The organism is Arthrobacter gyeryongensis, from assembly GCF_039543785.1.
GTDB classification, from domain to species: domain Bacteria; phylum Actinomycetota; class Actinomycetes; order Actinomycetales; family Micrococcaceae; genus Arthrobacter; species Arthrobacter gyeryongensis.
Genome location: NZ_BAABKK010000018.1, coordinates 1 through 24,124, shown reverse-complemented (window position 1 = coordinate 24,124; position 24,124 = coordinate 1). Strand labels below are relative to the sequence as shown.

The 24,124-nt window shown below is 62.9% G+C and carries 21 protein-coding genes; 14 read left to right on the top strand and 7 right to left on the bottom strand.

Annotation, left to right across the window (positions count from 1 at the left end; genetic code table 11):
- Positions 1 to 7: 7 nt before the first annotated feature.
- Positions 8 to 1,339: a cell division protein PerM gene (locus ABEA18_RS14110; RefSeq protein WP_345450011.1), complete on the bottom strand. Its 1,332-nt coding sequence runs from the start codon at positions 1,337 to 1,339 to the stop codon at positions 8 to 10.
- A 378-nt stretch (positions 1,340 to 1,717) separates the two neighbouring features.
- Between ABEA18_RS14110 and ABEA18_RS14105 the strand changes: the two genes are divergently transcribed.
- Entirely contained in the window at positions 1,718 to 2,182 is a 465-nt protein-coding gene (locus ABEA18_RS14105; protein WP_345450010.1) for a DUF4383 domain-containing protein, read from the top strand.
- A gap of 154 nt (positions 2,183 to 2,336) precedes the next feature.
- Here the strand turns inward: ABEA18_RS14105 and ABEA18_RS14100 are convergent, their stop codons facing one another.
- The 4 genes from ABEA18_RS14100 to ABEA18_RS14085 form a co-directional block, all read right to left on the bottom strand.
- On the bottom strand, positions 2,337 to 3,068 hold the full coding sequence (locus tag ABEA18_RS14100) for a maleylpyruvate isomerase family mycothiol-dependent enzyme (RefSeq protein WP_345450009.1): 732 nt from the start codon (positions 3,066 to 3,068) through the stop codon (positions 2,337 to 2,339).
- The gene (locus tag ABEA18_RS14095; RefSeq protein ID WP_345450008.1) at positions 3,068 to 3,898 is read right to left on the bottom strand and encodes a fumarylacetoacetate hydrolase family protein; all 831 of its coding nucleotides are present in this window, start codon (positions 3,896 to 3,898) and stop codon (positions 3,068 to 3,070) included. The genes ABEA18_RS14100 and ABEA18_RS14095 overlap by 1 nt, the downstream gene beginning before the upstream one ends.
- The gene (locus ABEA18_RS14090; RefSeq protein WP_345450007.1) at positions 3,895 to 5,037 is read right to left on the bottom strand and encodes a cupin domain-containing protein; all 1,143 of its coding nucleotides are present in this window, start codon (positions 5,035 to 5,037) and stop codon (positions 3,895 to 3,897) included. Before ABEA18_RS14090 ends, ABEA18_RS14095 begins: the two co-directional genes overlap by 4 nt.
- Before the next feature lie 187 nt (positions 5,038 to 5,224).
- Entirely contained in the window at positions 5,225 to 6,025 is an 801-nt protein-coding gene (locus tag ABEA18_RS14085) for an IclR family transcriptional regulator (protein ID WP_345450006.1), read from the bottom strand.
- Between the two features lie 47 nt (positions 6,026 to 6,072).
- On the opposite strand from ABEA18_RS14085, the gene ABEA18_RS14080 reads away from it, so the two are divergent.
- The 4 genes from ABEA18_RS14080 (at position 6,073) to ABEA18_RS14065 (ending at position 10,486) form a co-directional block, all read left to right on the top strand.
- On the top strand, positions 6,073 to 7,425 hold the full coding sequence (locus ABEA18_RS14080) for an MFS transporter (protein WP_345450005.1): 1,353 nt from the start codon (positions 6,073 to 6,075) through the stop codon (positions 7,423 to 7,425).
- Positions 7,418 to 8,689 carry an FAD-dependent oxidoreductase gene (locus ABEA18_RS14075; protein WP_345450004.1) on the top strand — a complete coding sequence of 424 codons (1,272 nt, stop codon included), beginning with the start codon at positions 7,418 to 7,420 and terminating at the stop codon, positions 8,687 to 8,689. Before ABEA18_RS14080 ends, ABEA18_RS14075 begins: the two co-directional genes overlap by 8 nt.
- 109 nt (positions 8,690 to 8,798) lie before the next feature.
- Positions 8,799 to 10,235: a flotillin family protein gene (locus tag ABEA18_RS14070; protein ID WP_345450003.1), complete on the top strand. Its 1,437-nt coding sequence runs from the start codon at positions 8,799 to 8,801 to the stop codon at positions 10,233 to 10,235.
- Between the two features lie 8 nt (positions 10,236 to 10,243).
- Positions 10,244 to 10,486, top strand: coding sequence for a hypothetical protein (locus ABEA18_RS14065; protein WP_345450002.1), 243 nt, complete (start codon positions 10,244 to 10,246; stop codon positions 10,484 to 10,486).
- A 55-nt stretch (positions 10,487 to 10,541) separates the two neighbouring features.
- Here ABEA18_RS14065 and ABEA18_RS14060 read toward each other — a convergent pair whose 3' ends face one another.
- A complete protein-coding gene (locus tag ABEA18_RS14060; RefSeq protein ID WP_345450001.1) occupies positions 10,542 to 12,434 on the bottom strand; it encodes a polysaccharide deacetylase family protein in 1,893 nt (630 codons plus the stop codon).
- A gap of 373 nt (positions 12,435 to 12,807) precedes the next feature.
- On the opposite strand from ABEA18_RS14060, the gene ABEA18_RS14055 reads away from it, so the two are divergent.
- The 8 genes from ABEA18_RS14055 to ABEA18_RS14020 all read left to right on the top strand — a co-directional run bounded on the left by ABEA18_RS14055 (position 12,808) and on the right by ABEA18_RS14020 (position 19,842).
- The gene (locus tag ABEA18_RS14055) at positions 12,808 to 14,076 is read left to right on the top strand and encodes a glycosyltransferase family 4 protein (protein WP_345450000.1); all 1,269 of its coding nucleotides are present in this window, start codon (positions 12,808 to 12,810) and stop codon (positions 14,074 to 14,076) included.
- Entirely contained in the window at positions 14,073 to 15,512 is a 1,440-nt protein-coding gene (locus ABEA18_RS14050; RefSeq protein WP_345449999.1) for a UDP-glucose dehydrogenase family protein, read from the top strand. The genes ABEA18_RS14055 and ABEA18_RS14050 overlap by 4 nt, the downstream gene beginning before the upstream one ends.
- A 303-nt stretch (positions 15,513 to 15,815) precedes the next feature.
- Positions 15,816 to 16,082, top strand: coding sequence for an uberolysin/carnocyclin family circular bacteriocin (locus ABEA18_RS14045; protein WP_345449998.1), 267 nt, complete (start codon positions 15,816 to 15,818; stop codon positions 16,080 to 16,082).
- A 4-nt stretch (positions 16,083 to 16,086) separates the two neighbouring features.
- On the top strand, positions 16,087 to 16,647 hold the full coding sequence (locus tag ABEA18_RS14040) for a stage II sporulation protein M (protein WP_345449997.1): 561 nt from the start codon (positions 16,087 to 16,089) through the stop codon (positions 16,645 to 16,647).
- A 10-nt stretch (positions 16,648 to 16,657) separates the two neighbouring features.
- Complete coding sequence (locus ABEA18_RS14035; RefSeq protein WP_345449996.1) at positions 16,658 to 17,266, top strand: hypothetical protein; 609 nt, start codon at positions 16,658 to 16,660, stop codon at positions 17,264 to 17,266.
- Positions 17,267 to 17,302: 36 nt separating this feature from the next.
- Complete coding sequence (locus tag ABEA18_RS14030; protein WP_345449995.1) at positions 17,303 to 17,710, top strand: hypothetical protein; 408 nt, start codon at positions 17,303 to 17,305, stop codon at positions 17,708 to 17,710.
- Between the two features lie 6 nt (positions 17,711 to 17,716).
- Positions 17,717 to 19,246: a hypothetical protein gene (locus ABEA18_RS14025; protein WP_345449994.1), complete on the top strand. Its 1,530-nt coding sequence runs from the start codon at positions 17,717 to 17,719 to the stop codon at positions 19,244 to 19,246.
- The gene (locus tag ABEA18_RS14020; protein ID WP_345449993.1) at positions 19,198 to 19,842 is read left to right on the top strand and encodes an ABC transporter ATP-binding protein; all 645 of its coding nucleotides are present in this window, start codon (positions 19,198 to 19,200) and stop codon (positions 19,840 to 19,842) included. Before ABEA18_RS14025 ends, ABEA18_RS14020 begins: the two co-directional genes overlap by 49 nt.
- A 20-nt stretch (positions 19,843 to 19,862) precedes the next feature.
- On the opposite strand, the gene ABEA18_RS14015 is transcribed toward ABEA18_RS14020, so the two are convergent.
- Positions 19,863 to 22,220, bottom strand: a complete 2,358-nt coding sequence (locus ABEA18_RS14015; protein WP_345449992.1) for a helix-turn-helix transcriptional regulator — start codon at positions 22,218 to 22,220, stop codon at positions 19,863 to 19,865.
- A gap of 888 nt (positions 22,221 to 23,108) precedes the next feature.
- Here ABEA18_RS14015 and ABEA18_RS14010 point away from each other — a divergent pair.
- On the top strand, positions 23,109 to 23,780 hold the full coding sequence (locus ABEA18_RS14010; RefSeq protein ID WP_345449991.1) for a hypothetical protein: 672 nt from the start codon (positions 23,109 to 23,111) through the stop codon (positions 23,778 to 23,780).
- Positions 23,781 to 24,124 lie beyond the last annotated feature (344 nt).

Here is a 24,124-nt window from a genome sequence, read left to right as displayed (position 1 = left end):
GGGCACCTTAGCGGCGGTCGCCGTCGTACACGGCATCGTCGAGATCCGCTTCGTGGAGCTTCTGCCGCCTTTCGAGCCAGGGCCCCACCCAGTAACCGATCACGACGCCGATCCCCACCTCCGCGGCAATCCAGACTGCCGTCCACCGCGGGTCCGGGCCGATCTCGGTGAGACGCCCGATTCCGGCGGAACCGCGCGCCAGCCAGGCGAGGCCTCCCGCCAAAGCCCCGGCGACGGCCCCGATGAGCGCGCCGAGGATCAACGTGGAAACAGGAGCCGTGAACCAGCGCGACTTGATCTTGATGGAAAGCCATTCGTCGAAGTGGTTCTCCCCCGCACGCAGGAACCACCAGCCTGCCAACAGACCGGCGATCACCGGAAGGGCAAGGGCCGCGGCGCCAAAGTCGAGCTGCCCGGTGGGCAGTGCACCGAACACAGGAATCGCGGGCAGCGGCCCGACGGCGGTGCCCAGCGGCCCGACGTGCGAGCCGACACCGAGCGAGAAGCCGGCGCCGGAGGACCAAGCCAAAGTGAAAACTGCCAGATTGGGCAGATAGCCGAGCTGGGCGATGGTGAGGACGCCACCGCCGAGGGCCCCGGCTTTCAGGCCTTCGTAAACAGCGATGATGTCCGTCCAGTGCATGACAAGGTCGACGGCGAGGAGCGTCGCTGAGAGTGTCATGGCCGCCATGATTGCCACGAATCCGGCCTTGATGGCGGAGCCGAAGTAGGACCCGGCCCAACGGGAATGTTGGCTTGTGCGAGCGAGCCAATCGACGGCGTCGACGCCAATGAGCCTGCTCCAGGAGCCGGACTCCCGCCGGGCGCCCACCACCATGCCGAGGCCGAACGGGATAAGGGGAATTAATGCAGCGAACCAGATGTTGATCACTACGTCCTGCGTGCGGCACACGAATCCGGTAGCCGCGCCGAACGCCCCATAAACAAGCAACGCCCCGAAGAAGGCCTGCCACAGCTGGTCCGTGTACGAAGCCCTGGCCAGCCGGCGGCCAGCGCGCCACGCCAGGAGGAACGGGACCAGAGTCAGTCCGAGCGGGATAAGGGACAGCATGCCGGAACCGGGTAGACCCGCGGTTCCCAGGTTGACGGTGGCAAGCTGCAGCGGCACACCGTGGACCAAGAGCCAGGTTTGGCCGGCCAGGCGTGCCAGGAAATCGATGGTGTGGTTCTGGAATCCGTCAGTTGCCCAGACTCCGATCAGCGGCAGGACCACCACGAGCGCCGAGATGATAGCGGCCTGGGCCGACTCAAGGGCACCCTGCAGCCACAAAGGCATGGGCAGGCCATGGTTACCGGTCTGATCAGCGCGCAGTTTCATCGTGTTCTATCGTGCCACGGCGTGCCCCGCTCCCCCGGCAGGCGCCCGCGCGGCCCGCCAATCCTCCAACGCCCGCTCACATATAACCCCTTCCCGGCCAACGCCCGCTCACCAACAACCCCCTCCCGGCCAACGCCCGCTCACCTATGGGGCACGAAAGCCAAACGCCCGCTCACTCCGGCCGCACCGCCGTCGTCATATATGTGCGCGAGCGTTAGCGGGAAACCCGACATATGTGAGCGAGCGTCGGGGGCGCGCAGGGCCCGTTGGGGCCGCCGGGCACGCCGCCGCCGCCGCCGCCGGGACGCCGTCGCCAGCGCTTTTTGCATATGCCAGACGTAAAATTGGATTGTTCGCAAAGGTGGATGGAGGGCATAAATGACTACCGCAACCCCACATGCACATGGTGTTCACTTTGGACGGACGGACATCCAGAACATCGGCATGGGTGTAGGTATTCTGATGGCGCTGGTGGGCCTTCTCGGATTCATTCCGGGCATCACCATGCGGTACGGGGAATTGCAGTTCTTCGGGCCAAATTCGCACGCAATGCTCCTGGGTGCGTTCCAAGTGTCTCTGCTGCTCAACATTGTGCAGCTGCTGATCGGCGGAACCAGCTGGGCGATGTCCCGCTCGGGCGGCCATAGCGCACGCAATATCCTGATGAGCTTCGGTGCCTTGTACATCGTGCTCAGTGTGTACGGACTGAGTGTCGGGGTTGATTCGGCGGCCAACTTCCTGTCGCTGAACACGCTCGACAACTGGACGTTCATTGTCTTGGGCATCCTGATGGTCGCCGCAGGCTGGATGTTTTCACGGCATCTGGCTGACGACGCAAAATAGCCCATTCACAGCCCGGATTAAGCTAGCCCGGGATTACAGGAGCCGCCGATGGGTAGGATCTACAGCCAAATCTGAATAGTCATACAAGCGGTTGGTGCAGTTCCTGCGGTGAAGAAGCCGGGAGCTGTGCCAACCTTCTATGTGCCCGACGCCGTCAGATCCACTTGGGTGCCGTCGGCACCGGCCCAGCACCCCCAGCCACCCCGCCGGTCCCGCGCCCGGTGGCCCATTGCACGACGCCGGCAAGAGGCCCGGCAACCACGACGGCGGCGTCCAGATCGCCGAACGTGAGGTCTGTGCCGGCGACTCTGACCAACAACCCGTCATCGGTGCCCCGGACGGCCCATGCTGAGGTGATGTCGCGCAGCAGCCGCTCGAGGACCGACGCCGGTATGTCGCCGAACGATGCTCCGTTGTCGAGGTCGACGGCGTGCACCCAGACTTCGCGGGTGCGCATCCACACAGTTTCCGACGCCGGAACAATACGGCCTTGGGCAGTGCGGACTTCGTGACTCCATGCGTCCTCGGGCAGGTCCCGCCATTCAACGCTCAAGTGCACGGCCGAATGGTCGAAGAGGTTCCGCAGCGCGATGGGAGACAGGGTGGCACCGAAGTTGATCTCCTCACCCCGCGCGGCAACAGAGGGATACATCGGAGTCTCCACGCCGGACGAGGCCCACTCCACCAAGCGGGCGATGGCCCGGGCGTTATAGCCGACGTGTGCTACAACGTGACGGCGGCGCCAGCCGGGAAGCAGCGAATCGCCGTCGAGCTCGGCATCGGAGAGCTCGTTGAGTTTGCGGGCGAAGAACGCGGTCCCGCGCCGGGCCTGCAGGAGCTGTTCCTGCAGGCCCGGATCGGTGGTGAGGTCGTGGCGGGCGACCATCAGGCTTCCTTGACCACGCGGTTGTTCAGCTGGCCCAGGCCCTCGATGGTGGTGACCAGGAGCTGGCCTTCCTGGAGGTAGCGCTTCGGGTTCTGGGCGTGGCCCACACCGCCGGGCGTGCCGGTCGCGATGACGTCCCCCGGGTTCAGCGTGATGATGGTCGAGATGTAGGAGACCAAGAATTCCGGGGTGAACACGAGGTCCCCGGTGGGGGTGCTCTGCTGGATCTCGCCGTCCACCGCGGAGGTCATCAGCGGCCCGGCCTTGAACTCGTCCTTGGTGACCAGGGCGGGGCCGAACGGGGTGGACTTTTCCCAGGTTTTGCCCTGCAGCCATTGGACGGTACGGAACTGGTAGTCGCGCATGCTGATGTCGTTCAGCACCGAGTACCCGGCGATGTGGTCGGCCGCGTCGGCTTCGCTGATCCGCCGCCCCTTCCTGCCGATCACGACGGCGAGCTCGGCCTCCCAGTCAACGGTGTCCGATTCCTGCGGCAGCGCCAGATCGTCGTTGGGGCCGATCAGCGATTCCTGGTATTTCGCGAACAGAGTGGGGTACTCGGGGAGTTCCCGGCCCATCTCCTTGATGTGGTTGCGATAGTTGTGCCCGACGCAGATGATTTTCCCCGGTGAGGGCACGACGGCGGCGAGGTCGGCTCCGTCGTACGCGTGCGTTGCGCCGTTGGCCGCCTCCGCGATGGCCGCCCAGGCGGGGTCCTGCAGTAGGGCGCCCACGTCGGAGAACCCTTCGATCTCTGTCAGGGTGTCGCCGTCCTGGCGGACAGCCACGGTGCCTTTGCCGGTCTCGGTGCGGAGGGTGAGGAGTCTCATTTGTTGCGTCCTTCGATGTACGTGCGGTTGAAATTCAGGCGTTCGAAAATGGGTGCATCGCTGAAGCGGAACAGGTCAAACGAAGTTTGAGAGCCAGCCTCGGCCTCAAGGGACCACAGGGCCCAGGACGGGACCACGAACAGATCACCCTTCCCCAAAGCCTTGGACTCCCCGTTCAGCACTACGGTGCCGGTCCCTTCAAAGACCTGCCACACGCTTGAGCCGACTTCGCGCAAGGCCTCGGTGGAAGCGCCCGCCCGCAACCGGTGGAACTCCGCCCGGATGGTCGGCATGACGTCCCCGCCAGTGGTCGGGTTGGTGTAGCGCACGGCGGCGTGGCCTTGGGACACCGTGGCCGGGTGGCCTTCATCCTCGAGAAGCAATTGTTCGCGCAGGGCTGCGTCGGTGTGCTCCCAGCGATAAGCCGCGATGGGCGAGTTGGTGGTGTCCTCCAGCCCGGACAGCGGACGGAGGCCCGGATGGGCCCACAGTCGCTCGGAGCGCGAAACGTCCGGGGTGGCCTCATCCGTGACCCGTTCGGTGCCGAATTCGAAGAACCCCGCGTCCGCGTAATGCACGAACGGGATGTCCAATCCGTCGATCCACGCCATCGGCTGGTCGGTGTCGTTGTGGTGGCCGTGGAAGTTCCAGCCCGGCGTCAGCAGGAAATCGCCGCGGCGCATTGCCACCGGGTCCCCGTTCACAACTGTCCAGACGCCTTCACCCTCGACGACGAACCGGAAGGCATTCTGCGAGTGGCGGTGCTCCGGGGCTGTTTCATGCGCGCCCAGATACTGGATGGCAGCCCACAGCGTCGGTGTCGCATAGGGCGTGCCGGACAGGCCGGGGTTGGCCAACGCGATGGCACGGCGTTCTCCGCCACGGCCCACGGGCACAAGGTCCCCGGCACGGGCGGCCAACGGGTACAGGTCGTTCCAGCGCCACACGTGCGGTATGGCCTTCGGGGACGGCACCATCGGCATCAGGTCCGCGATCTCGGTCCAGAGCGGAATTAGGTTCCCGGCCTCGAAGTCGCGGTACAACTGCTCAAGCTGCGCCGCTTCCTCCGGAGTGGGCTCTGGAACCGCATGCGTGGCGGCAACTGATTCATGTGTTGTGCTATCGGCGCTGATGGACACAGGGGCCTCCTCGAGGGGTACGGGACAGTTTTGGCGTACTCCAGACCCTAGGGAGGTCCCCAAGTGATCTCCAGCATATTCTGCTAGCCAGAATCCACTGGCCCAACTAACTCGCAGTAGATGTCGTTATGGGCCCTCAAAACGACAACAAATGCGAGTTAGTTGGGTGTGTCACGGCTTGGGTGGGTTAAGGCTGGGACTCGGCCGGATTGGCTGCGATATCGATCTCCAATTGGCGCTGTGTTTCCCGCATGATGCCCACGAGCCCGCCGTCGAAGAGCCTGCGGAACCTTGCCACGGGAGTCGCGACGCTCAAGGCACCCACCGCAACGCCCCGTCCGTTGTGAAGGGCCACGCCCAAGGCGCTGATCCCTTCCTCGGTGCCTTCGAAATTCGCGGCGAATCCGTTGCTCCGGATCGTCTCGAGCTCGCGGAGGAAAGCCGGATATTCGGCGTCGGGAATGTTGTCCCCGCCGATCTCCGCATTGTGGCTGCGGAACAACTGCTCAATCATGGCGGGCTCCAGCTCTGCCAACAGCGCCTTGCCTCCCGAGGCCTTGTTCGCGGGCAGAACCGTCCCCTGACGGTCGCCTACCCGCAAGGCGTTGGTCCCCTCCACCGTGGACAGGAACCTCACTTTGGTGCCGACCCGAACCATGAGATTGACGGTCTCGTTGATCCGGCCACTCAGGAGTTCCATGTGCGGCTGCGCCACCGTGCGCAGCAAACGGCTCCAACTGAGTCCCGCCGGGCCAACCCCCATGGCCGGCCCGGGAACGTAGCGGCGAGTCTCGTCCTGGACGGCGAACCCCCGGTAGACCAGCATGGCCAACAGCCGGTGGGCAGTGGAAGGGGCAACTCCCAGCTCCGCGGCGGCGTCCTTGAGCCGTAGGCTGCCGCCGTCGCGCAGGAGCTGAAGGAGTTGCAGGGCGTTGTCCACGGCCTCAATGGAGTAGGCCGGCTTCTTGCGGGCTGGTAGATTCTGCACCACAGAATTCTATTGGGCTACACGAACAACGGCTACACAGTGGTGGGATGAATCACACACCATCCGCTGCAGCGCCGGAGCGGACCCAACACGGCGTTCACCACTCCCCGGGGGCCTTCACCCGGTTCTCCAAGCGTTCCGCCGCCGCTGTGCTTGTCTGCTGGCTGCTCGTAGTATTCGATGGCTACGACCTCATCGTCTACGGCACCGTGCAGTCGTCCCTCATCACCGACACAGGCTGGGGGCTCACCAAAGCCACGGCCGGCACCGTCGGTTCCATGGCGTTCCTGGGCATGATGATCGGAGCCATCTTCGCCGGCAGGATGTCAGACAGTTGGGGCCGCCGACGGACAATCATCGCCTGCGCCGCACTATTTTCGCTCTTCACCATCCTGTGCGCGTTCTCACCGAATGCCCTTGTCTTCGGGGGCCTGCGCTTGCTGGCCGGCATCGGCCTCGGCGGACTTGTTCCCTCGGCAAATGCCTTGGTCGCGGAACTGGTCCCCGCCAAATGGCGGTCCACGATCGCAACGCTGATGATGTCCGGAGTGCCGATCGGCGGCTCGATTGCCGCGTTGGCTGGCATTCCGCTGATTCCCGCATTCGGGTGGCCGGTCATGTTCCTTGTGGCCGCCGTGGCCCTGCTCGTGGTGGTTCCGCTGGGCATGCGCTTCCTCCCGGAAACGCTCCCGGAAACGCTCCCGGAAACGCTTCCGGCAACCCTCCCGGCCGCCAAGAACGCGAATCAAACAGGCGGCTTCAAGTCCTTGCTCCGGGCCCCGTACCTCGGCATGAGTCTCCTGTTCGCGGTCTCCACCCTCGTAACGCTCTTTGCCTGGTACGGTCTGGGCACCTGGCTGCCGAACCTGATGCAACTGGCTGGCTACAACCTCGGATCAGCCCTAACGTTCGCGCTGGCACTCAACCTCGGTGCCGTCGTCGGCTCGGTGGCCACCGCTTGGGCGGGAACCCGCTTCGGCCCGATCCCGACGGCGATCGCGGCAGCCGCCGTCGCCGCCGTCGCGCTGGCCGTGCTGGTGGCGGGTCCGCCCGTGGGGCTTGTCTACGTCATGTTGGTGCTGGCCGGGGTGGGCACCCACGGAACCCAGTGCCTCATCATCGCGGCAGTGGCCAGCCACTACCCGGCGCACCTGCGGGGCACGGCGCTCGGCTGGGCCCTCGGAGTCGGCCGCATTGGCGCAGTCGCCGCACCCCAGGTTGGCGGACTGCTGCTCGCGGCCGGGCTCGGCGTCAACTCGAACTTCCTCGCATTCGCCGGGGCCGCCGCCGTCGCGGCCATCCTGCTCGGCGCGATCGGCGCGAAGATCAAAACGGCCAAGATCAAGACCGCCAAAATCCAATCCAAAAACACCACCTCTGTAGGAGTTAGCAATGTCTGACCGCAAACCGTCCACTGAAGTCCTCGTCGTCGGCGGAGGGATGGCCGGCCTTGCCGGCGCCTTGGCCCTCCGCGCAAACGGCGCCGAGGTGACGTTGGTTGAGCGGGCCCCCGAGTTCGGCGAGGTCGGCGCGGGACTGCAGATGGCCCCCAACGCCTCCCGCGTCCTGAAGCGTTGGGGCCTTTTGGAAAAGGCGTTGGAAATCGGCGTCCGGCCCAAGCACTTGGTGTTCCGCGACGCCCTCACCGGTGAGGAACTCACGCGTCAGACCCTCGGCGGCGAGTTCGAAGAGCGCTACGGCGCCCCGTACGTGGTGATCCACCGCAGCGACCTGCACCGGATCCTGTTGGAGGCCTGCCAGGACGCCGGTGTCCGCTTGGTGAACGACGTCGTCGTCGAAAAGGTAGAGACCGTGAACCACCGCGGCGTGGCGCACACCGCAAACGGCGACGTCTACGAGGCCGACGTCGTGATCGGCGCGGACGGCCTGAAGTCCACGCTCCGCGCCGCCGTCGCGCAGGACGGGCCGGTTTCGTCGTCGTACGTCGCCTACCGCGGAACCGTTCCCATCACGCTTGAGACCCCGGCAACCGATCTCGAAGACGTCGTCGTGTACCTTGGACCGGACTGCCACCTCGTGCAATACCCGCTGCGCAAAGGCGAACTGCTCAACACGGTGGCTGTCTTCAAGTCGCCCTCGTTCGAGCGCGGCGAGGAGCAGTACGGCGGCGTCGACGAACTCGAGGCTGCTTACAAGGATTGCATTCCGGCAGTACAGCTGGCGCTCCGGAACCTGGCGACCGGCATCCGCTGGCCCATGTACGATCGCGATCCCATCGAGAACTGGATCGACGGCCGCCTTGTTTTGATGGGCGATGCCGCGCACCCCATGCTCCAGTACTTGGCACAGGGGGCCTGCCAGGCGCTTGAAGACGCCGCCGTCCTCCAGGACTCCACCGTCGGTTCCGTGTTTACCGACGACGGCGTGGACGCCGGTGCGTGGGACCGCGCCATCGGCGATTTCAACTCAGCCCGCGCAGCGCGCACGGCCCGTGTCCAACGCACCGCGCGGGTCTGGGGAGAGTCGTGGCACGTGTCCGGCGTCGCGCGCATCTTGCGGAACCTGCTGTTCAAGAGCCGACAGGACGGCGACTTCCAGTACAACGACTGGCTCTACGGCCAAGAGGGCGACGGCGCCCCGGCTGTCCCAGCGGAAGGCACTTCAGAGGCAAGGACTGAATCGCTCGCGGGAACGCACGCCTAGGAGCATCCGTTGTGTCAATTGTAGGTAACCAAATTGCTGGACTCCTGGAGCAGACCCAAGCAGACTGACTACACGAGCCACTTGGGTGCTTGCCGTTGAAAGGACAGTCATGTTCGACCTCGTTGCGTATCTCCCCCTTCTTGTCACCGTATTGGGGGTAGTTGTCGCCGTTGCCGTCATTAGGCTTCTCATCAAATTGATGTGGAAGGTGGCTGAACCAAACGAGGCATTGATCATTTCCGGTCTGACTCGGGGAAGTTTGGACACCAGGGACGGAATGGATTTCAAAATCGTCACCGGGAAAGGCGCCTTGGTGGTTCCAGGGCTCCAAACAGTGAGGACTTTGTCCCTCACGCTGAATGAAACAGAACTCCAGGTCAACTGCGTGACCTCGCAAGGTATCCAGGTGATCGTGGAGGGCGTGGTTATTTACAAAATCGGTGACGCCGCACCTTTCATTGCGAATGCCGCGAGGAGGTTTCTCGGCCAGCAGCCCAAAATGCAAAGCCAGGTCTACAACGTTTTTGAGGGGCATTTACGCTCGATCATTGGCAGCATGACCATGGAAGAGATCATCCGTGAGCGCGACAAACTTGCGTCGTTGGTCCGCAGCGCCAGCGGCATAGAAATGGAAAAGCTTGGCCTAGTGGTTGATTCCCTGCAGATCAAGGATCTCCAAGATCCCACCGGCTATATCCAAAACCTGGCCAAACCGCACATTGCGCAGGTCAAAATGGAGGCCCGCATCGCTGAAGCGACCAGGAACCGCGAGGCTGCGGAGCGGGAAGCCGAGGCCGCGGCCCAGATCGCGGACGCCCAAAGCCTTTCGGCGATCAAGCAATCAGCGGCCCAAGCCAATGCCGAAACCGCCAAGGCCAACGCCGCGCAGGCCGGTCCGTTGGCCGACGCCACGGCGCGCCAGCAAGTGGTGGTCCAGGAAACCGAAGTGGCCAAGCTCGAGGCGGACCGGGAGGAGCAGAAGCTCCAGACGTCCATCCGGAAGCCTGCCGATGCCAAGGCGTACGCGCAGCGGACCGAGGCGGAAGCCCAAAAGGCCGCCGACATCAGCGCTTCCGAGGCGCGGGCGCGGCGAACGGAACTCGAGGCCCAGGCGAACGCCCGCAAGGTGGAAGTCGAAGCCCAGGCCAACGCCACGGCGGCCGCCGCCATTGCGGGAGCTACGAAGATCACCGGTGAAGCCGAAGCCGCAGCCACCAAGGCCCGGGGTGACGCCGCAGCCTCCGCCATCAAGGCCAAATCCTTGGCGGAAGCGGACGGCATCAAGGCCCGTGCCGAGGCTCTCGGAACCAACCAAGAGGCCGTTATCTCCCAACAGCTCGCGGAGAACATGCCTGCGATCGTGGCAGCCGCGGCTGAACCCTTTGCCCACGTGGGTAACCTGACGGTCCTGAACGGCGGCGAGGGCCTCAACAGCATGGTGGGTGGGATCCTGTCCCAGGTGGGCAACTACCTGCCGTCAATCACAGCAGCGCTCAAGAACGGCAAGGAACCGCCCAAGCGGCCCACCAAAAACCCTGATGCGTAGGGACACCGATGCACAAAGAGGTTGATCGGAGCCTGACGGGCAAAATCGGTAGGGTCACGGGTCGTATCGGGCCAGGGACTGTGGGGGAAGTAATGCTGCCGTTCCACGGCGGCACAAGCGCCTTCCACGCGTATCCATTCGACAAGAGCAGTGTTTTCAATGTGGGTGACGAGGTGCTCGTCATCTACTACGAGCCGCCCGGGACAGTATTCGTGGACGAGTTGCCGGACGTTCTGAAGGCTGGCAGATAAGACAACTGAGGGCGGCTAGTTGGCCGCCCTCAGTTGTCTGTCACTGATGGATCGCTCAGCCCAGCGGCGGAGCTCCCACGCTGTCGTACATCGCGTAGTCGTCGGTGGTGACCGATCCGTTGCTGAACAAACTCAACCCGAAACTGATGGCAGTGGCCCCGGCAGGAAGTGCCGGCGTCGTGAAGCTTGCCTGTGTATAGGTAGTGGCGGTATTCAGCCACGGCCCGGAGGTCCAGTACACCCAGTTGTTCGAGGCGTCACGGTAATACAAAGCGAACTGTGTGACGGCTGTGGAGGTGTACCAAACGCGCACCGAGTAAGTGTGTCCTGCGAGCGCCGCAGGTGGGCAGGTACTGGTGTCCATTGTGGGCAGCAGCTTCGCATCACCGCTGGAGTATCCCGTGATGGTGAGTTTTTCCGCTTTGGTACCGGTGTGCGCGGTAGCAACCGTGCTGAAGGTGGCGGTGTTGGTGCCGTATCCACCCGCCTGCCAGCACTGCGGGAACGAGCCCGTACCGGCCGTTTCAAGGCTGGGGTTTTGTACCAGGTTGCCGCCCGCTGGTGGCGGCGGAGGAGGCGGTGGCGGGGTGCCGACGTCGAACATCTCGTAGTCGTCGGTGATGAGCGTGCCGTTGCTGAACAGGTTCAACCCGAAGCTGATGCCGCTCGCGCCCGTGGGCAGTGGAGGCGTCGTCCAGGTGGCCTTTTGAAAGGTCGTGGCCGCTGAGAACCACGGGCTTGATGTCCAATACTTCCAGGAGCCTACGCCGATCCGGTAGTAGAGCTCGAACTGGGTGCTTGTGGTCGATTTATACCAGGCACCTATGGAATACGAGTTCCCGGGTGTGGCTGTAGGTGAGCACCCTCCTAGGTCAAGGGTAGGCAAAAGCTTGGCGTCGCCGTCGACGTAGTTGGAGACCACGAGCTGTTCGGCGACTTTTCCTGCGTGTGCCTGCCTGACGGTGGAGAACGTTGCCGTGTTGGTGCCATAGCCTGCTGCGGCCCAACACTGCGGAGCCCCGTTGACCAAGGTTTCAAGGCTTGGGTTCTTGATCAGGTTGCCGGTACCCTCCGGTGGCGCCGGCGGTCCCGAGACAAGCGGCTTGACGGTTCCGCCGATCACTTGGGCCACCGTCTTGACCGTGGTGGTTGCGGGCCGGGACTTGAGCCACGTGGCGAACTGGTTGAACAGGGTCGGAGTGATGTTCAGCGGATCCGTGCTGGTAGCTGAAATGTGGTGGAAGGTGAGCTGGACCCACCCGCCTGCCGGCTCCGCCTGAGTGACGGACTTTTGCAGGTCCGCCAGGGTCCAGGTCTTGTCGACTTCATCCGGGGCCGCGGTGTTGTACGGGTTGGCCGGGGGGATGGTCTCCGCGAGCGGGCACCCCGCGCAGCTGAACCGCGTCTTGATGTCACCAAGATTGCGGGCGCTATTGAACCCGCAGTTCTTGACGACGGTTTCGAGGGATGCGTTCTCGGCAGCGAACGGATACGCGAAGTCAGTGATCGTGAATCCAAGGTTTGTAAGGTTCACCCTGTCGTTGCAAATCTGGCGTGTTGCCTCATCCAGCGTCACAGTGGTCAGGTCCGGGTGGGTAACAGTGTGGCCGGCAATCTCATTGCCATTCGCCACGAGGCCCTGCATGTCGCTCGTCGTCAGGTAATTGGGGTTGTTGATGAATCCGGACGGCGTGAAGAAAGTACCCACCAGGCCCAGGCTCTGCATGGTCTGGGCGGCGTTGAGTTGGTCGGCATTTGCGTCGTCAAAGGTCAAGGTCACGACGGTGGGATTAGCGGCTTGGGCCGCGGGTGCAGTGATGCCGGCGGTGACGCCGGTAAAAGCAAATACCACCACAACGGTGGAGAACCAGGTGAACCATTTACCTGGGATCGTCCCTTTGAACGTCCGGTGCTGGTCAACCTGGTCAGTACGGTAGAAGAGTTTCATAGGATCTGGCTCGATTCTAGACAACGGCCTGGCCGGCCATACGGGCGGCGCAGGGTGAATCACCCAGCGCTGTTCAGCGTGTGACGGCGCGCCGCCCAGTCATCGCCCTCTTGCCGAAATACCCCGGTGCCCCGGGACAAGCCCAAGTCATGGCCACGAGGTTCATTACAGTTGTCACCGTAAAACGGACCGATGTTAGGGAATAAGAGTGACTTCTACCCGTCTTTCAGCTCCGTAATTACCTAGAGTGGCGCATTTTCCGTCTCTACGGATCCTCCACTCGGGGAAACAACATCAATTTGTTAACCAAACCTTCCCCTCGCAGTCACGCCCATTCCCCCGCTTCGCCAACCGCCGCGCACACCGTGGAGGGGTGAGGATCGCTATCGTTGCCGAATCATTCCTGCCGCTCATGAACGGGGTCACGCACTCCATCCTGCGGGTGCTGGAGCATCTGCAAGAGCGAGGCGACGAAGTGATGGTGATTGCGCCATCGACGTCGGACACTGCTGTCTCGGACGTCGTGAACGGCGCTTTTGTCCATCGCCTCCCCTCCGTGCCCTTGGCCGGATACACAAATGTGCGGGTGGCGTTGGGCGGTGTGAGCCGGGTCAAGAGAATCCTTGCCGACTACGCACCGGACGTCGTCCACCTCGCATCCCCTTTCGTCCTCGGATGGCGGGCTGTGCAGGCTGCGCACCAGCTCGGCATCCCCACGGTTGCCATCTATCAAACCGAGGTCCCCAGCTACGCCGCCCGGTATGGCCTCCCCATGCTCGAGAACTGGGCATGGAACCGGGTAGACAACATCCATCTTCGTGCAGACCGGACACTGGTCCCGTCCACGTTCGCGCTCAACCAGTTGCGCGGCCGCGGGATCCTCAGGGTGGGGATGTGGCGGCGCGGTGTGGATACCGCGCGGTTCTCCCCCACCAAGCGCTCGACGGCGTGGCGCACCTCCGTTGCGCCCCACGGCGAGCGCATTATCGGCTATGTGGGCCGTCTCGCGATCGAGAAACAGGTGGAGGACCTTGCCGTGTTGGCGGATCTGCCGGGAACAAGGCTTGTCATTGTGGGCGACGGCCCGCAACGCGCTGCCCTCGAAGCAGCACTGCCGAACGCCTTCTTCACCGGCTTCCTGGGCGGCGACGAATTGGCTCAAGTTGTGGCCGGCTTTGACCTCTTCGTCCATCCCGGCGAGTTCGAAACGTTTTGCCAGACGATCCAGGAAGCCATGGCGTCCGGCGTTCCGGTCGTGGCCACCGGCCGGGGCGGTCCCCTCGATCTCGTGGAGAACTCGCGCACCGGCTGGCTTTACGAGCCGGGAGACCTCGCGCAGCTGCGGGCCTACGTGCAGGACTTGGTGGGCGACGATGCGAAGCGCCGCGCGTTCGGACTGGCAGCGCTCGTTTCGGTCCAGGGACGGACGTGGCCGGTGCTGAGCGCCCAACTCGTTGAGCACTACGAGGCAGTGATCTCCGGTGAAGCGCTTGTGGAGCCGGCCACTGCTCCCAGCCACTCCGATCAGCCGGCCGCACTTCAAGCAGCCGAGTTTCAGGCAACCGAACTTCAGGCAACCGTGTTTCAGCCGGCCGAGCCTGCCACCATTTCCGTGACTTCCAGCAAAGGACTCCCAGCATGAAAATCTCCGTTGTAGGCTGCGGTTATCTTGGCGCAGTGCACGCCGCAACGCTCGCGTCGATGGGCCACACCGTGGTGGGCATCGACGTCGACGCCCAGAAGGTGGCCCACCTGAACAAGGGTTTCGCGCCCTTCCACGAACCCGGCCTTGATGAACTTCTCCGGGACGGCTTCGCTACCAAGCGGCTCACGTTCTCCACCGATTTCGCCGATGCCGCCGATGCCCAGACGCACTTCCTCTGCGTGGGCACCCCGCAGTCCAAGACCTCGGATACCGCGGACCTCTCCTACGTGATCGCAGCCACGAAGAGCCTCCTCCCGCACCTGGCGAGGGGCGCCGCCGTCGTCGGCAAATCCACCGTTCCTGTGGGAACAGTGGACATGCTCCGCGGCATCCTTGCCCGTAGGCCCGATGTCCTGCTCGGCTGGAACCCCGAATTCCTGCGCCAAGGCACGGCAGTGAAGGACTCCCTGGTACCGGATCGTTTGGTGTACGGCGTGCCGGGCGGCAAGGACTCCGCCGCCGGCGCCCCGGTCACGGCTGCGCTCGACGCGGTCTACGAACCGCTGATTTCCGCCGGGATCCCGCGTCTTGTCTGCAACTTTGCCACCGCCGAGCTCATCAAGTCCGCCTCAAACGCGTACCTCGCTACGAAGCTCAGCTTCATCAACGCCATCGCCGAACTTTGCGACGCCTCAGGGGCGGACGTCACCGAGCTCAGTGAGGCGATGGGCCTGGATCCGCGCATCGGCAACCGGTACCTACACGCCGGCCTGGGTTTCGGCGGCGGCTGCTTGCCGAAGGACATCCGCTCGTTCCGCGCGCAGGCACAAGCGCTGTCCGTGCCTTCCCTCGATGAGTGGATGGGTGTGGTCGATTCCATCAACCTGGGCCAGCGCGCCCGCGCCGTGGATGTCGCCCGTGAAATGTGCAAGGGCTTCCTGTCCGGCCGCACCGTCACCGTGCTGGGCGCGGCCTTCAAACCGGACACCGACGACATCCGTGACTCCCCCTCCCTCGACGTCGCACTCCAACTGGCCGCGGCCGGCGCCCACGTTACGGTGACCGATCCCAAAGCCATCAACAATGCGTGGATGCGCTACCCTCAGCTCCGCTTTGAAGCGTCCACCACGCGCGCGCTCGAAGGTGCTGAGTTGGTGCTGCTGCTCACCGAATGGGACGAATACCGCGCCCTCTCACCCGCCGCCGTCGGCTCGCTCGTACGACGCCGGCTGGTGCTGGACGCGCGGAACGTCCTGGAAGCTGCGGCATGGCGGGCGCAAGGCTGGACGGTTCGCGGGCTCGGAACCGGCTCCCGCGCTGAGCGCTCGGAGCCGATTGCCGACGTCAAGCCTCCTGTCGTTCCCGTCGAACCGCTCAACACACGGCCGTTCATTGTCGGTTCTCCGGCCAAGTCACCGTCTACGCGACGGTAGCTTTGCCGCGGCCATGATGAAGGCCGCTTGCGGCTTCTGACCGTTCCAAGGGCCGCTAGTGGCTCTCAGTGTTTTGCCCCGTGAACACGTAGACGGGCCCGCACGCACACGGAGATCCGGCTTGTTCACACTGAGAAACGGCCTTTGGCACACGGATTTTTCCGTTTTTTACACGTAGACGCCAATTTCACCGAGAGAATCTGAATCGTGGATGGCCTTCCTTTGAGGAGGGGCACCACGTTTCAAGGCCAGCAATACCGTTGGCCGTTCTACTCAAGAAATGGGGTTGTAGTGGAATCAACAATGACGAAAAGGACCGGCCTTCAGGCTGCGGCCGCGGCCGCGCTGGCTGTGGTCGGCATCTTCGGCGCGAGCTTGGCCGTTTCATGGATCGCGGGGTCCCTCGGCATCTCTGCCGCGGCGGCGTCCCAGATCATGAACGCCATCGAGGTCGGAGGCTGGGCTCTCGTTGTCATCGGCACAATATTCGGGGCAGGAATCACCGGCGCCTTGATCGCAACGGCTCGAGGGATCCTTTTCCGCATCGGCCGGGCGCAAGCAGTCGCCTAAATCGATGCTTGCTAAGACAGCACGCGTGCTTGGGGGCATCCCTGGATGGCTGCTCCCAAGCACGGGCCTGGCCATGGCAGCCATAGCCGTCTTCGGCTACTCGTCCGTGGACCTGTCCTGGATCCGGGACGGGAGGGACATGGGTGGGAGTCCCCTCTCCAGCAAAGACTTCCTCCAGATCCTTGGGCGGAACGTCGGCGCGGCCTTGGTGCTCTATTCGGGGGTCGTGACCCTTGGGCTGACCACGCTCCTCGGATCCGGAATCCTGGCGCTGTATGTCGGGGCGACGGTATCCCTCGGCGTGCACTCCGTCGGCGGTGCCGGCCTGGTTGCCGACGTGATTTGGTACGTCCCGTTCGAGTTCTTCGGCCTCGTGCTGGCGGCGACCGCCGGATTCCAGCCCGCCGCTGGCCTGGCTCGCAGGCTGTTGATGAAGAACGAGCCCGCAACCCTGAGGTCTTTCATCGACGATACGGCCCGTTCCCTCGGCACCTTGCTCATTGCCATCGCCCTGATAGTCCTCGGTGCTGCCATCGAGGCCATCGTGATTCAGCTAAGGACCTGAGGAGGAATTCATGACCAGCACGGAAGATGGCCGGGAGTCCGAAACCGTCATTAGCGTCGCTAAGGTCGGAAAGTTGCGGCCCGAGCCAACGGGAGGCAGGGAATGGGTCTCCACATCCCGCGGTCTGTGGATCGCGGGCTACATTGTGCTCATGGCTTTGGTGGCCCTGCGGCTTCCGCTGACCAGGAAGTACCTCAACGCGAACGTTCCGGCGGACGTGCGCTCGGAAATCGGGGACGATCGACTGCTGAGCCTCTCCATGACGGTGGGCACTGTTTTGTTCTTCCTTGTCTACGCCGTCATCATTGCTTTGTACTTCTCCCTCGCCGCGTTCCTGGACAAGAGAGTGATCCCGGGAAAATCGGTAATCGCGGGCCGCTTCAAAATCGGGTCATTCTTTGTGATCGCCATTCTCGCCACGATCCCCGTGAACCTATTCAGCGTGGTCTTCGGCGTCATCCAGCCGCGGGACGTCCCCGGATATTGGGCCTATTTCCCCTCGATGGCCGTACTTGCCCTGGCGATCTTCTACCGACATTGGCGCGAGTTTTCCACAGGCAGAAAGATCCTCGTTGTGCTTTCGGCCATTGGTCTGGCAACAATAGTCGCCATCGGCTGACCTTCCTCAACCACCACTCACGGACAGAAATCCTCAATGACTACTCAGCTCTACAGCCTTCTTCTACGAATCCTGGGCCTCACGGTCGCTGCATTCTCCTGCATTTCCCTCGGTCTGATTTGGGCTTCTCCTGCCCCGGAAGGCCTCAAGAACATAGATCCCCTCGCCGTGAAGAACACGACCGTCACCGTACTTCTCGTCCTCGGCGTGGCCGCACCCCTGATGGCGGCCTTCAGCCCGGCCGGGAAATGGCTACCGCTCAAGGCGGCCGTTTTCGCCGTCGCCGGTTTTGCGCACGCGGCGGCCCTCAGCCCGGTGATAGTTGTCCCATTCCAGGGAACGACGTCGGCCGTCGCCGCCGTCTGTGCGCTCGGACTCGCGGTCCTCACCATTGTGGCCTTCATGGACTCAATCCAGAAGAAGAGTCCGCGGAGCAAGTTCTAGGCGCTGATGGCGACCAAAGTCTCTCCCGTCGACGTCGAAGGCCAAGTTTCGAACGCCAGGATCCCTTCGGCGTCCGTCCGGCGGTCCGATTACCGAATCCTGCGGGACTTCCGGGCGTTCGAAATCGTCAATGCAATGCGTTTGCCTCTCACGCTGGATGGTTTCAGGTCCCTCGTGATCTTCGGATCGATAGCCTTGGTCCTGCTCGGAACAATGGTGTTCGCATCCACAATGTCTGTTCTCCGCGACGGCCCGCTCCGCCACGACACGGCCGCTGTGCTTAATTGGGGATTCCTCGCGATCCTCTACTGCGCCGTCGCCACGGTGCTCACCGAGGTAGTTTCAAGCCGACGGCTGGCAGTCTCCGGCACTCCGCACCTCGAGCTATTCCGGGCGATGGAACTTCCCCTGCCGCAGGTTGTGGTGAGATACGGCCTGGTCCCCGCGCTCCGCCGCACAGGCATCCTTTGGTATTCGGCTGCGGTATTCCTCCTGGTCTTCTTCGAGGAATCGTCGAGCTACCTCGACGTCGTGGCCGCTTCGGTCTCAGTCATGGTCTTCGCCTCCTGTGCGTGTGTCTACTGTGTTCTCCATTTCGCTTCAACACCTGCGCGACGGATAGGACTCCATTGGCGGTATTGCCTCTTGGCTCTCATCCTCGGGTTGTTGCTCGGAGCTGCCACTGGCTTTCTCCTGCCTCAGCTCTCCCGGGTCGACGGCCTCGCAGAGAACCCGTCGCGCTTCCTTCCAGCGTTGTGTGTGCTCGCGGCGGCCGCGTCCGGGATATTGATCCTCCTCAGCGTCCGCGCTTGGCGCCGCCTCAGCTACCGCAGGATTTCCCTCCGCACCGAACGGGGCGGCAGCCAGCGAGCGGTGACAAACTTCGGGCTATTCGTTGTCACTGATCTGTTGAGCAGCAAACAGGGCTCGCTGATCGCCACCATCGTCCTCGCCTGGATCGCCGTCGTTGGCATCCTCCTGGGAGCGAGGGGCATTCTCCCCCTGCCGTCTGCTCTCGGCTCCGGGGAGCTGCACAAATCCTTGGTTGGCATTGCCGTGCTCTTGAGCTTGGGCGTCACGGAACCGATGCTCTATCGAATCGGGCCCACTGCGAAGCTGTACCACTACCGCTTTGCGTGGGAGAACGGCTTCTCCGCCGCCGCGATCGTTGTCCGGCTCGTAGGGATTTACGTTATGGCGGGGGCGGCCATCGGTGGATTTGTTTTCCTAGGGGCGCTTCTCGCCCTGGACCTTCCGGTTCCTGGCGCTGTCCTCGCGGGCTTGATCGTCGCAGCGTCCGGGGTCGTCGCGGAATCACTCTCCCGTCCGCCGACCACCACTGACGGCACCAAATCCAACGATGTGATGGATGGACTCTTCACACTCCTCCTGATTTCTCCTTGCTCGCTCATCCTTGTTGTCAGCCCTGAGTTCAGCACGGGGCTGTTGTTGGGCTATTCCATCCTCTTGATCCTGGGAGCCGCCGTATGCCTGCACCAACGTCTTTTGAGGCTTCAATCGAAATTGATTCTGTAACCGCCGGCTACCGGCAAGGCTCTCCCGTCCTGGACGGACTCAGTCTCAGCCTGAACGCGCCGGGGCTCTACCGTGTAGCCGGCAGCAATGGCAGCGGGAAATCGACTCTTCTGGAGCTCATCAGCGGCTTCCTACAACCTTGGGCCGGAAGCGTTCGTCTTTGCGGGATCGACGCCGGCTCTCCCGACGCGCGCCACGTGCGGAGCGTCTGCCGTACGACGCCGGCGCTCTACCCCTCCATGACGGTTCACGATCATCTGGCTCTTGCGGCACGTAGCCGTCAGGTCGGCCCGGAGGCCGGGCTCGCCCGGCTGGCCAGGTATGGACTGGAAGACTGGGTGGAGCAACCGGTTTCCATGCTGTCGACGGGCAATATCCGGAAGCTCTGGCTGCTCATGTGCACTGTCGCCGATACCCCTGTGGTTGCCATCGATGAGCCTTTCAACGGTATGGACGTTCGAGGCGTCGACGCCCTGATCGACGAGCTCGGCGAGTGGGCAAAGCGCAAGGTGGTCGTTCTCATCTCCCACACAGTTCCGGAGCAACTAACCGTTAGGCATTCCTTCGTCTTCAAGCAGGAAGGAGGAACGTTGTAGACCGAAGCCCATTTGCCGGCTCACTCGGAAGGCCGCTTCTCGCGGAACGGAGCAGAATCCCGGACAAGGTCAAAGAGGGCCGTGCGCGACGGGCTTCCGGTCTTGCGCAACGCGTTGGAGATGTGGCTTTCCACGGTCCTGATGCTGATTCGCAGGTGCTCGGCGATCTCGGGGTTGGAGCGATGTCCGGCCAGGGCTGCTATCTCGATTTCCCGGACAGTCAGGGGCGAATAGCTTCCGGAACTAAACGCGACGGGCTCAAACGGGGACGGAAATCGTGTCGCGAACATGGAGTACGCCCGGTCCATCGCGGCCGCACCGATGGTGTTGTCCACGAACGCATACCGCTTGAAAGCACCGCGGAGCAGCATCCGTACCTGGTAGAAATCGGCGTCGGGCTCGTAATGCTCGAGCAGCACGCCCAGCATTTGGTAGTCGTCCTCCACCACCGCACCGGCAATTGCCAAAAGCTGATCATGGGAAGTGGACGGGGCATACTCTTTCAGGGTCTGCCGGAGGAGTTCGAGAACTTTGCGGCCCGGGAGAAGGCACGTGAAGAACAGCGCGGAATAGATCGCCTCGAGCACATAGCCGCGTTCGAGCTGCCGTTGAATGAGTTTCGCGGCTTTCCCATCGAAGACAGCGGGGATGAGCGGCCGCGCGGCGACGAGTTCGTAGACTCCTCTCGCTGTTCCGGGAAGCGGGCCGATGTCTTCACCTTCGCGCCGCGCCTGCGTGGCAAGGGTCGCCGCAGGCAAGATCGCGGACGTCGCGGTCCTTAGCCCGGCGAGCCTGAGCATGGCGTCGTGGAGGGAAGCCACCAGGAAGCCTGGCCGCCCCATGGCAAAGACACTGCCCATAAGGTACTCGGCGTCGTCGAAATAGCCGCGGTAGATAAGGGCCTGGGCAGCCACATAGGTGTTGGAAACCATCCCGAATTGGTCCAGCTTGCGGCGGGCTTCCGTGCGCTGGTCAAGCGCAAAGACAATCGACTCCTCGGTTCGCCCCGAGGTGAACAAAGCCATTCCGCGGATGAACGGCTCGATTCCCGGAATGCCCCTTAGCCCGCCTGAAACGTCGATGGCTTTGAGCGCGCCGGAAGGGTTGAAACGGTAGAGTTCCAGAATGCCTCGGATGCTGGATATGACACCGCTTTCAGGGTGACGATCGTTCAGCCGCGCGAAGAGTTCGTCGAGGTTCTCCGGCATTCGATCGTAGGACGCCACGAGGAATAGCTCCGCCGCTTCGGCCTCCGCGGACCATTTGGGACGTTCCTCCCCGAAGCTCCTGAGGGCGCCGGCTGCAGATTCCAGTCCTTTGCCTTTATGGATCGCCCAAAGCGCTTTGGTAAATGCCAGGAACAGGAGATCGCACGATTCTCCTTCCGAGGTCAAGGTCTGGGAAAGGACACGCTCAATCCTCGATGCGTCAATAGGCGAACCCCAGTAGACCTTCAGAAGGGCCACAGCATTCGATACCGATCTGTCGGCATTCCACAGCTCGTAGCGCTGGCGCTCCAGGACGGAAACCTGCTCATGAAAATGGCGGGCCGTGGCTGCGTCTGAGCTCCGTTCAAGGCGCAGGGCGGCCAGGACCCTCATCAGCGAATCAGCCGAGTTGACGTCAACGTGCGATTCCTGAGGCAAACCGCTGAGGGCTCGGGTGATTCGACTCTTCAGGACCCGCCTGCTTGTGAGAACCCTTTGACCGCGGAAGTAGTCGGCCAGGACCGGTGGCGTGATCGAAGCGCAGACCGTGTTGTGGAGATCTTCCATGACGGAAATGAGGCCGCGCTGTTCGAGCCTGTCGAGAACGTCGGAATGGACTACCTGCTGCAGTACATCGAGGGGCGTTGTCCCGGCGATGGCCATGGCCTGAAGGCCCGTGAGTTCGTCGGGTTCAAGTCCTTCGAGGAGGGATTCCACCGTGCCATGGAGGTGCTCGTTCCACAGGGTCTCGCCCGTCATATGCCATTGCCCATGGCGGAGGACAATCAAGCCACTGAGGGAAGCCGTTTCCGCGATGCGAACCACAAGCCGGGGGTTCCCTGCCGATTTCGTGAGGATCCGGGCAGTGGTGTCGGCGTCCGCAGGAGCTCCCAGACTGTCGGTGAGGAGCTCGTTCACCTGCTCGTATCGAAGCGGATTCAGGTGAACCCTGGCTTCCGGGCCGGGGCTGAGCACCGCAGGCTGTGCCACCGAGTAGATCGAAGACTCGCTCATGGTGACGATCATGGGCCGTTTTGTCCGTCGCCGGACGGCGTCCAGAACCGCCACAGTCTCCGTGTCGACGAACTCGAGATCATCGACTACAAGGACACGCTCACCTGGCCTCGAGAGTCGGCTTGCCAGGGTGTCAGCAACACCGAGAACTCCCAATTGGCCAATTCGAATATCCAGGCTCAGGCTATGTATTCCACCAAATGGTATTCCGCGATGTGAGCGGAGTCCCGAAATGGAGTAAACCGTTGCTCCGGTATTTTCCAGATCGGCGATAGCTTTTTGCGCGACACTCGTTCGGCCGCTACCAGGCGCGCCGACAATTCGAACCATCATTCCGCGAGCAACGTAGTCCAGCGTTCGCCGAACTTCTTGATCGAACACTCGCGATCCAACTTTCTCTGACGCGCTAATCCAGCACTCTCCGGCCCTAGGTGGTGCGAGGTCCAGACGATTCAACTGTTTCCTGCCCAAAGCCGGGCGTTGGCAGGGGGGACTCCCAAGCACTCCGAAGGAACCCCCGGGGTGCGCTGACGAACCTCGTTCCAAGGGAAACCGTAAAGTCCGAAACCGTCGTCTAAGTGTGGTTTTGGCGAAACTCAGTGTGCGCCGGGAGGCGTCTACGTGTGCCGACGTGGGGTTTTGTTCCGCATCTCCGTGTGCGCAAATGAAAACTCAGTGTTCCCCCGGCGTCCAACGAGGTGACGTTTGGCAGTGGTTTCTCCATGGCTCTCCTGGTGGTGGTCTGTTGCTCTCGACGCTACGGGGGTTTCGTGGCCGCCTCTAGACCGAACCTCCCGCATGTGGATATTTATTCGAATCTTCTTTTTCTAGATCGAACATAATTTCTAATCTCGGCCCCGCGCCGCACTCTTGAGAGCCTCGTCAAGAGGCCATCCCATCTATGTGGACAACTTCTTCTTTTCTCGCATTTCAGATGCTAGGATCTGCTGACATTCGCGTCGAAAACTGAATCATTGGGGGCAATAAATGAATACTCGCGCGCCAAAAAACAACGGGGAAATAAAGCACGCGTCGCACGACTTTTTGAAATCCCGCAAGGCCGGCTTCAAGGTCTTTGTCATCGCCACATCAACAGCAGCAGCGCTCTCCCTTGCCGCGTGCGGCGGAGCTAGCTCAACAATTTCGCAGGCCGGCGCCACCCAATCGGCTTCGGCTTCGGCTTCGGCTTCGGCGACTCCAACACCAACACCGACGCCGACCGCGCCGAAGTCTGTGTCCTGCGTGACGGAAAACGCAACCGAGAGCTACTCGCCGAAGGTGTACATCTGCACGAAGTCGGACGCGGGAGTCCTCCTCTGGATGGAAAGCTCAGAGTCCAAGCGAGTGACGGATGCACGTGCGGCAGCAACCGCAGCGGCGGCGAAGGCGGCGGCAGACAAGGCAGCCGCAGACAAGGCCGCGGCAGACAAGGCTACAGCCGACCAAGCAGCGGCCGACGCGGCTGCGGCTCAAGCTGCCGCCGCACGGGCAGCGCAAGCAGCCGCAGCACAGGCGGCCGCAAAGCAAGCGGCCCCCGCAGCGCCGTCGGGCTGTGACCCCAACTATGCCTGGGCGTGCGTTCCGATCGCTTCAGACGTCGACTGCGCGGGCGGAAAGGGTAATGGGCCAGCCTACGTGCGTGGCCCTGTCAAGGTCATCGGGACCGACATATACGGTCTCGACAGTGACGGCGACGGCATCGGCTGCGAGAAATAGCCGTCGGATTCTGCTGGATCACTCTCCTCGCCGAAGTTGCCGGTCCCGTGATTCCGCGGGCCCGGCATTTGTCCATTCGAGTGATTGAGCAAAATCCCACATCCGGGCGAAGACGATCCACGGATGGGCATGACCCGCCCGGGACCGAGCGCTACAGCAAAAGCTGGGCGACACGCCAAATCCCTGTCGACACCTGTATTCAGGTGTCGACAGGGATTTGGCGCATCCCCGGGTAATTTGCGCGTCGCGAAGTAGTCACTCAACCCCGGAAATGGCATCGAGTAGGAGGGCCGGGTTTCCCGGCCCTCCTCTCACACCACCGTACGTGCGGGCCTCGCATACGG

Excerpts from the sequence above, each read along its gene's own strand:
- ABEA18_RS14025 (WP_345449994.1), top strand. The coding sequence starts at position 17,717 with ATGGCGACCAAAGTCTCTCCCGTCGACGTCGAAGGCCAAGTTTCGAAC.
- ABEA18_RS14065 (WP_345450002.1), top strand. The coding sequence starts at position 10,244 with ATGCACAAAGAGGTTGATCGGAGCCTGACGGGCAAAATCGGTAGGGTC.
- ABEA18_RS14070 (WP_345450003.1), top strand. The coding sequence starts at position 8,799 with ATGTTCGACCTCGTTGCGTATCTCCCCCTTCTTGTCACCGTATTGGGG.
- ABEA18_RS14030 (WP_345449995.1), top strand. The coding sequence starts at position 17,303 with ATGACTACTCAGCTCTACAGCCTTCTTCTACGAATCCTGGGCCTCACG.
- ABEA18_RS14105 (WP_345450010.1), top strand. The coding sequence starts at position 1,718 with ATGACTACCGCAACCCCACATGCACATGGTGTTCACTTTGGACGGACG.
- ABEA18_RS14040 (WP_345449997.1), top strand. The coding sequence starts at position 16,087 with ATGCTTGCTAAGACAGCACGCGTGCTTGGGGGCATCCCTGGATGGCTG.
- ABEA18_RS14020 (WP_345449993.1), top strand. The coding sequence starts at position 19,198 with ATGCCTGCACCAACGTCTTTTGAGGCTTCAATCGAAATTGATTCTGTA.
- ABEA18_RS14050 (WP_345449999.1), top strand. The coding sequence starts at position 14,073 with ATGAAAATCTCCGTTGTAGGCTGCGGTTATCTTGGCGCAGTGCACGCC.
- ABEA18_RS14035 (WP_345449996.1), top strand. The coding sequence starts at position 16,658 with ATGACCAGCACGGAAGATGGCCGGGAGTCCGAAACCGTCATTAGCGTC.
- ABEA18_RS14080 (WP_345450005.1), top strand. The coding sequence starts at position 6,073 with ATGAATCACACACCATCCGCTGCAGCGCCGGAGCGGACCCAACACGGC.
- ABEA18_RS14060 (WP_345450001.1), bottom strand. The coding sequence starts at position 12,434 with ATGAAACTCTTCTACCGTACTGACCAGGTTGACCAGCACCGGACGTTC.
- ABEA18_RS14045 (WP_345449998.1), top strand. The coding sequence starts at position 15,816 with ATGACGAAAAGGACCGGCCTTCAGGCTGCGGCCGCGGCCGCGCTGGCT.
- ABEA18_RS14095 (WP_345450008.1), bottom strand. The coding sequence starts at position 3,898 with ATGAGACTCCTCACCCTCCGCACCGAGACCGGCAAAGGCACCGTGGCT.
- ABEA18_RS14075 (WP_345450004.1), top strand. The coding sequence starts at position 7,418 with ATGTCTGACCGCAAACCGTCCACTGAAGTCCTCGTCGTCGGCGGAGGG.
- ABEA18_RS14100 (WP_345450009.1), bottom strand. The coding sequence starts at position 3,068 with ATGGTCGCCCGCCACGACCTCACCACCGATCCGGGCCTGCAGGAACAG.
- ABEA18_RS14110 (WP_345450011.1), bottom strand. The coding sequence starts at position 1,339 with ATGAAACTGCGCGCTGATCAGACCGGTAACCATGGCCTGCCCATGCCT.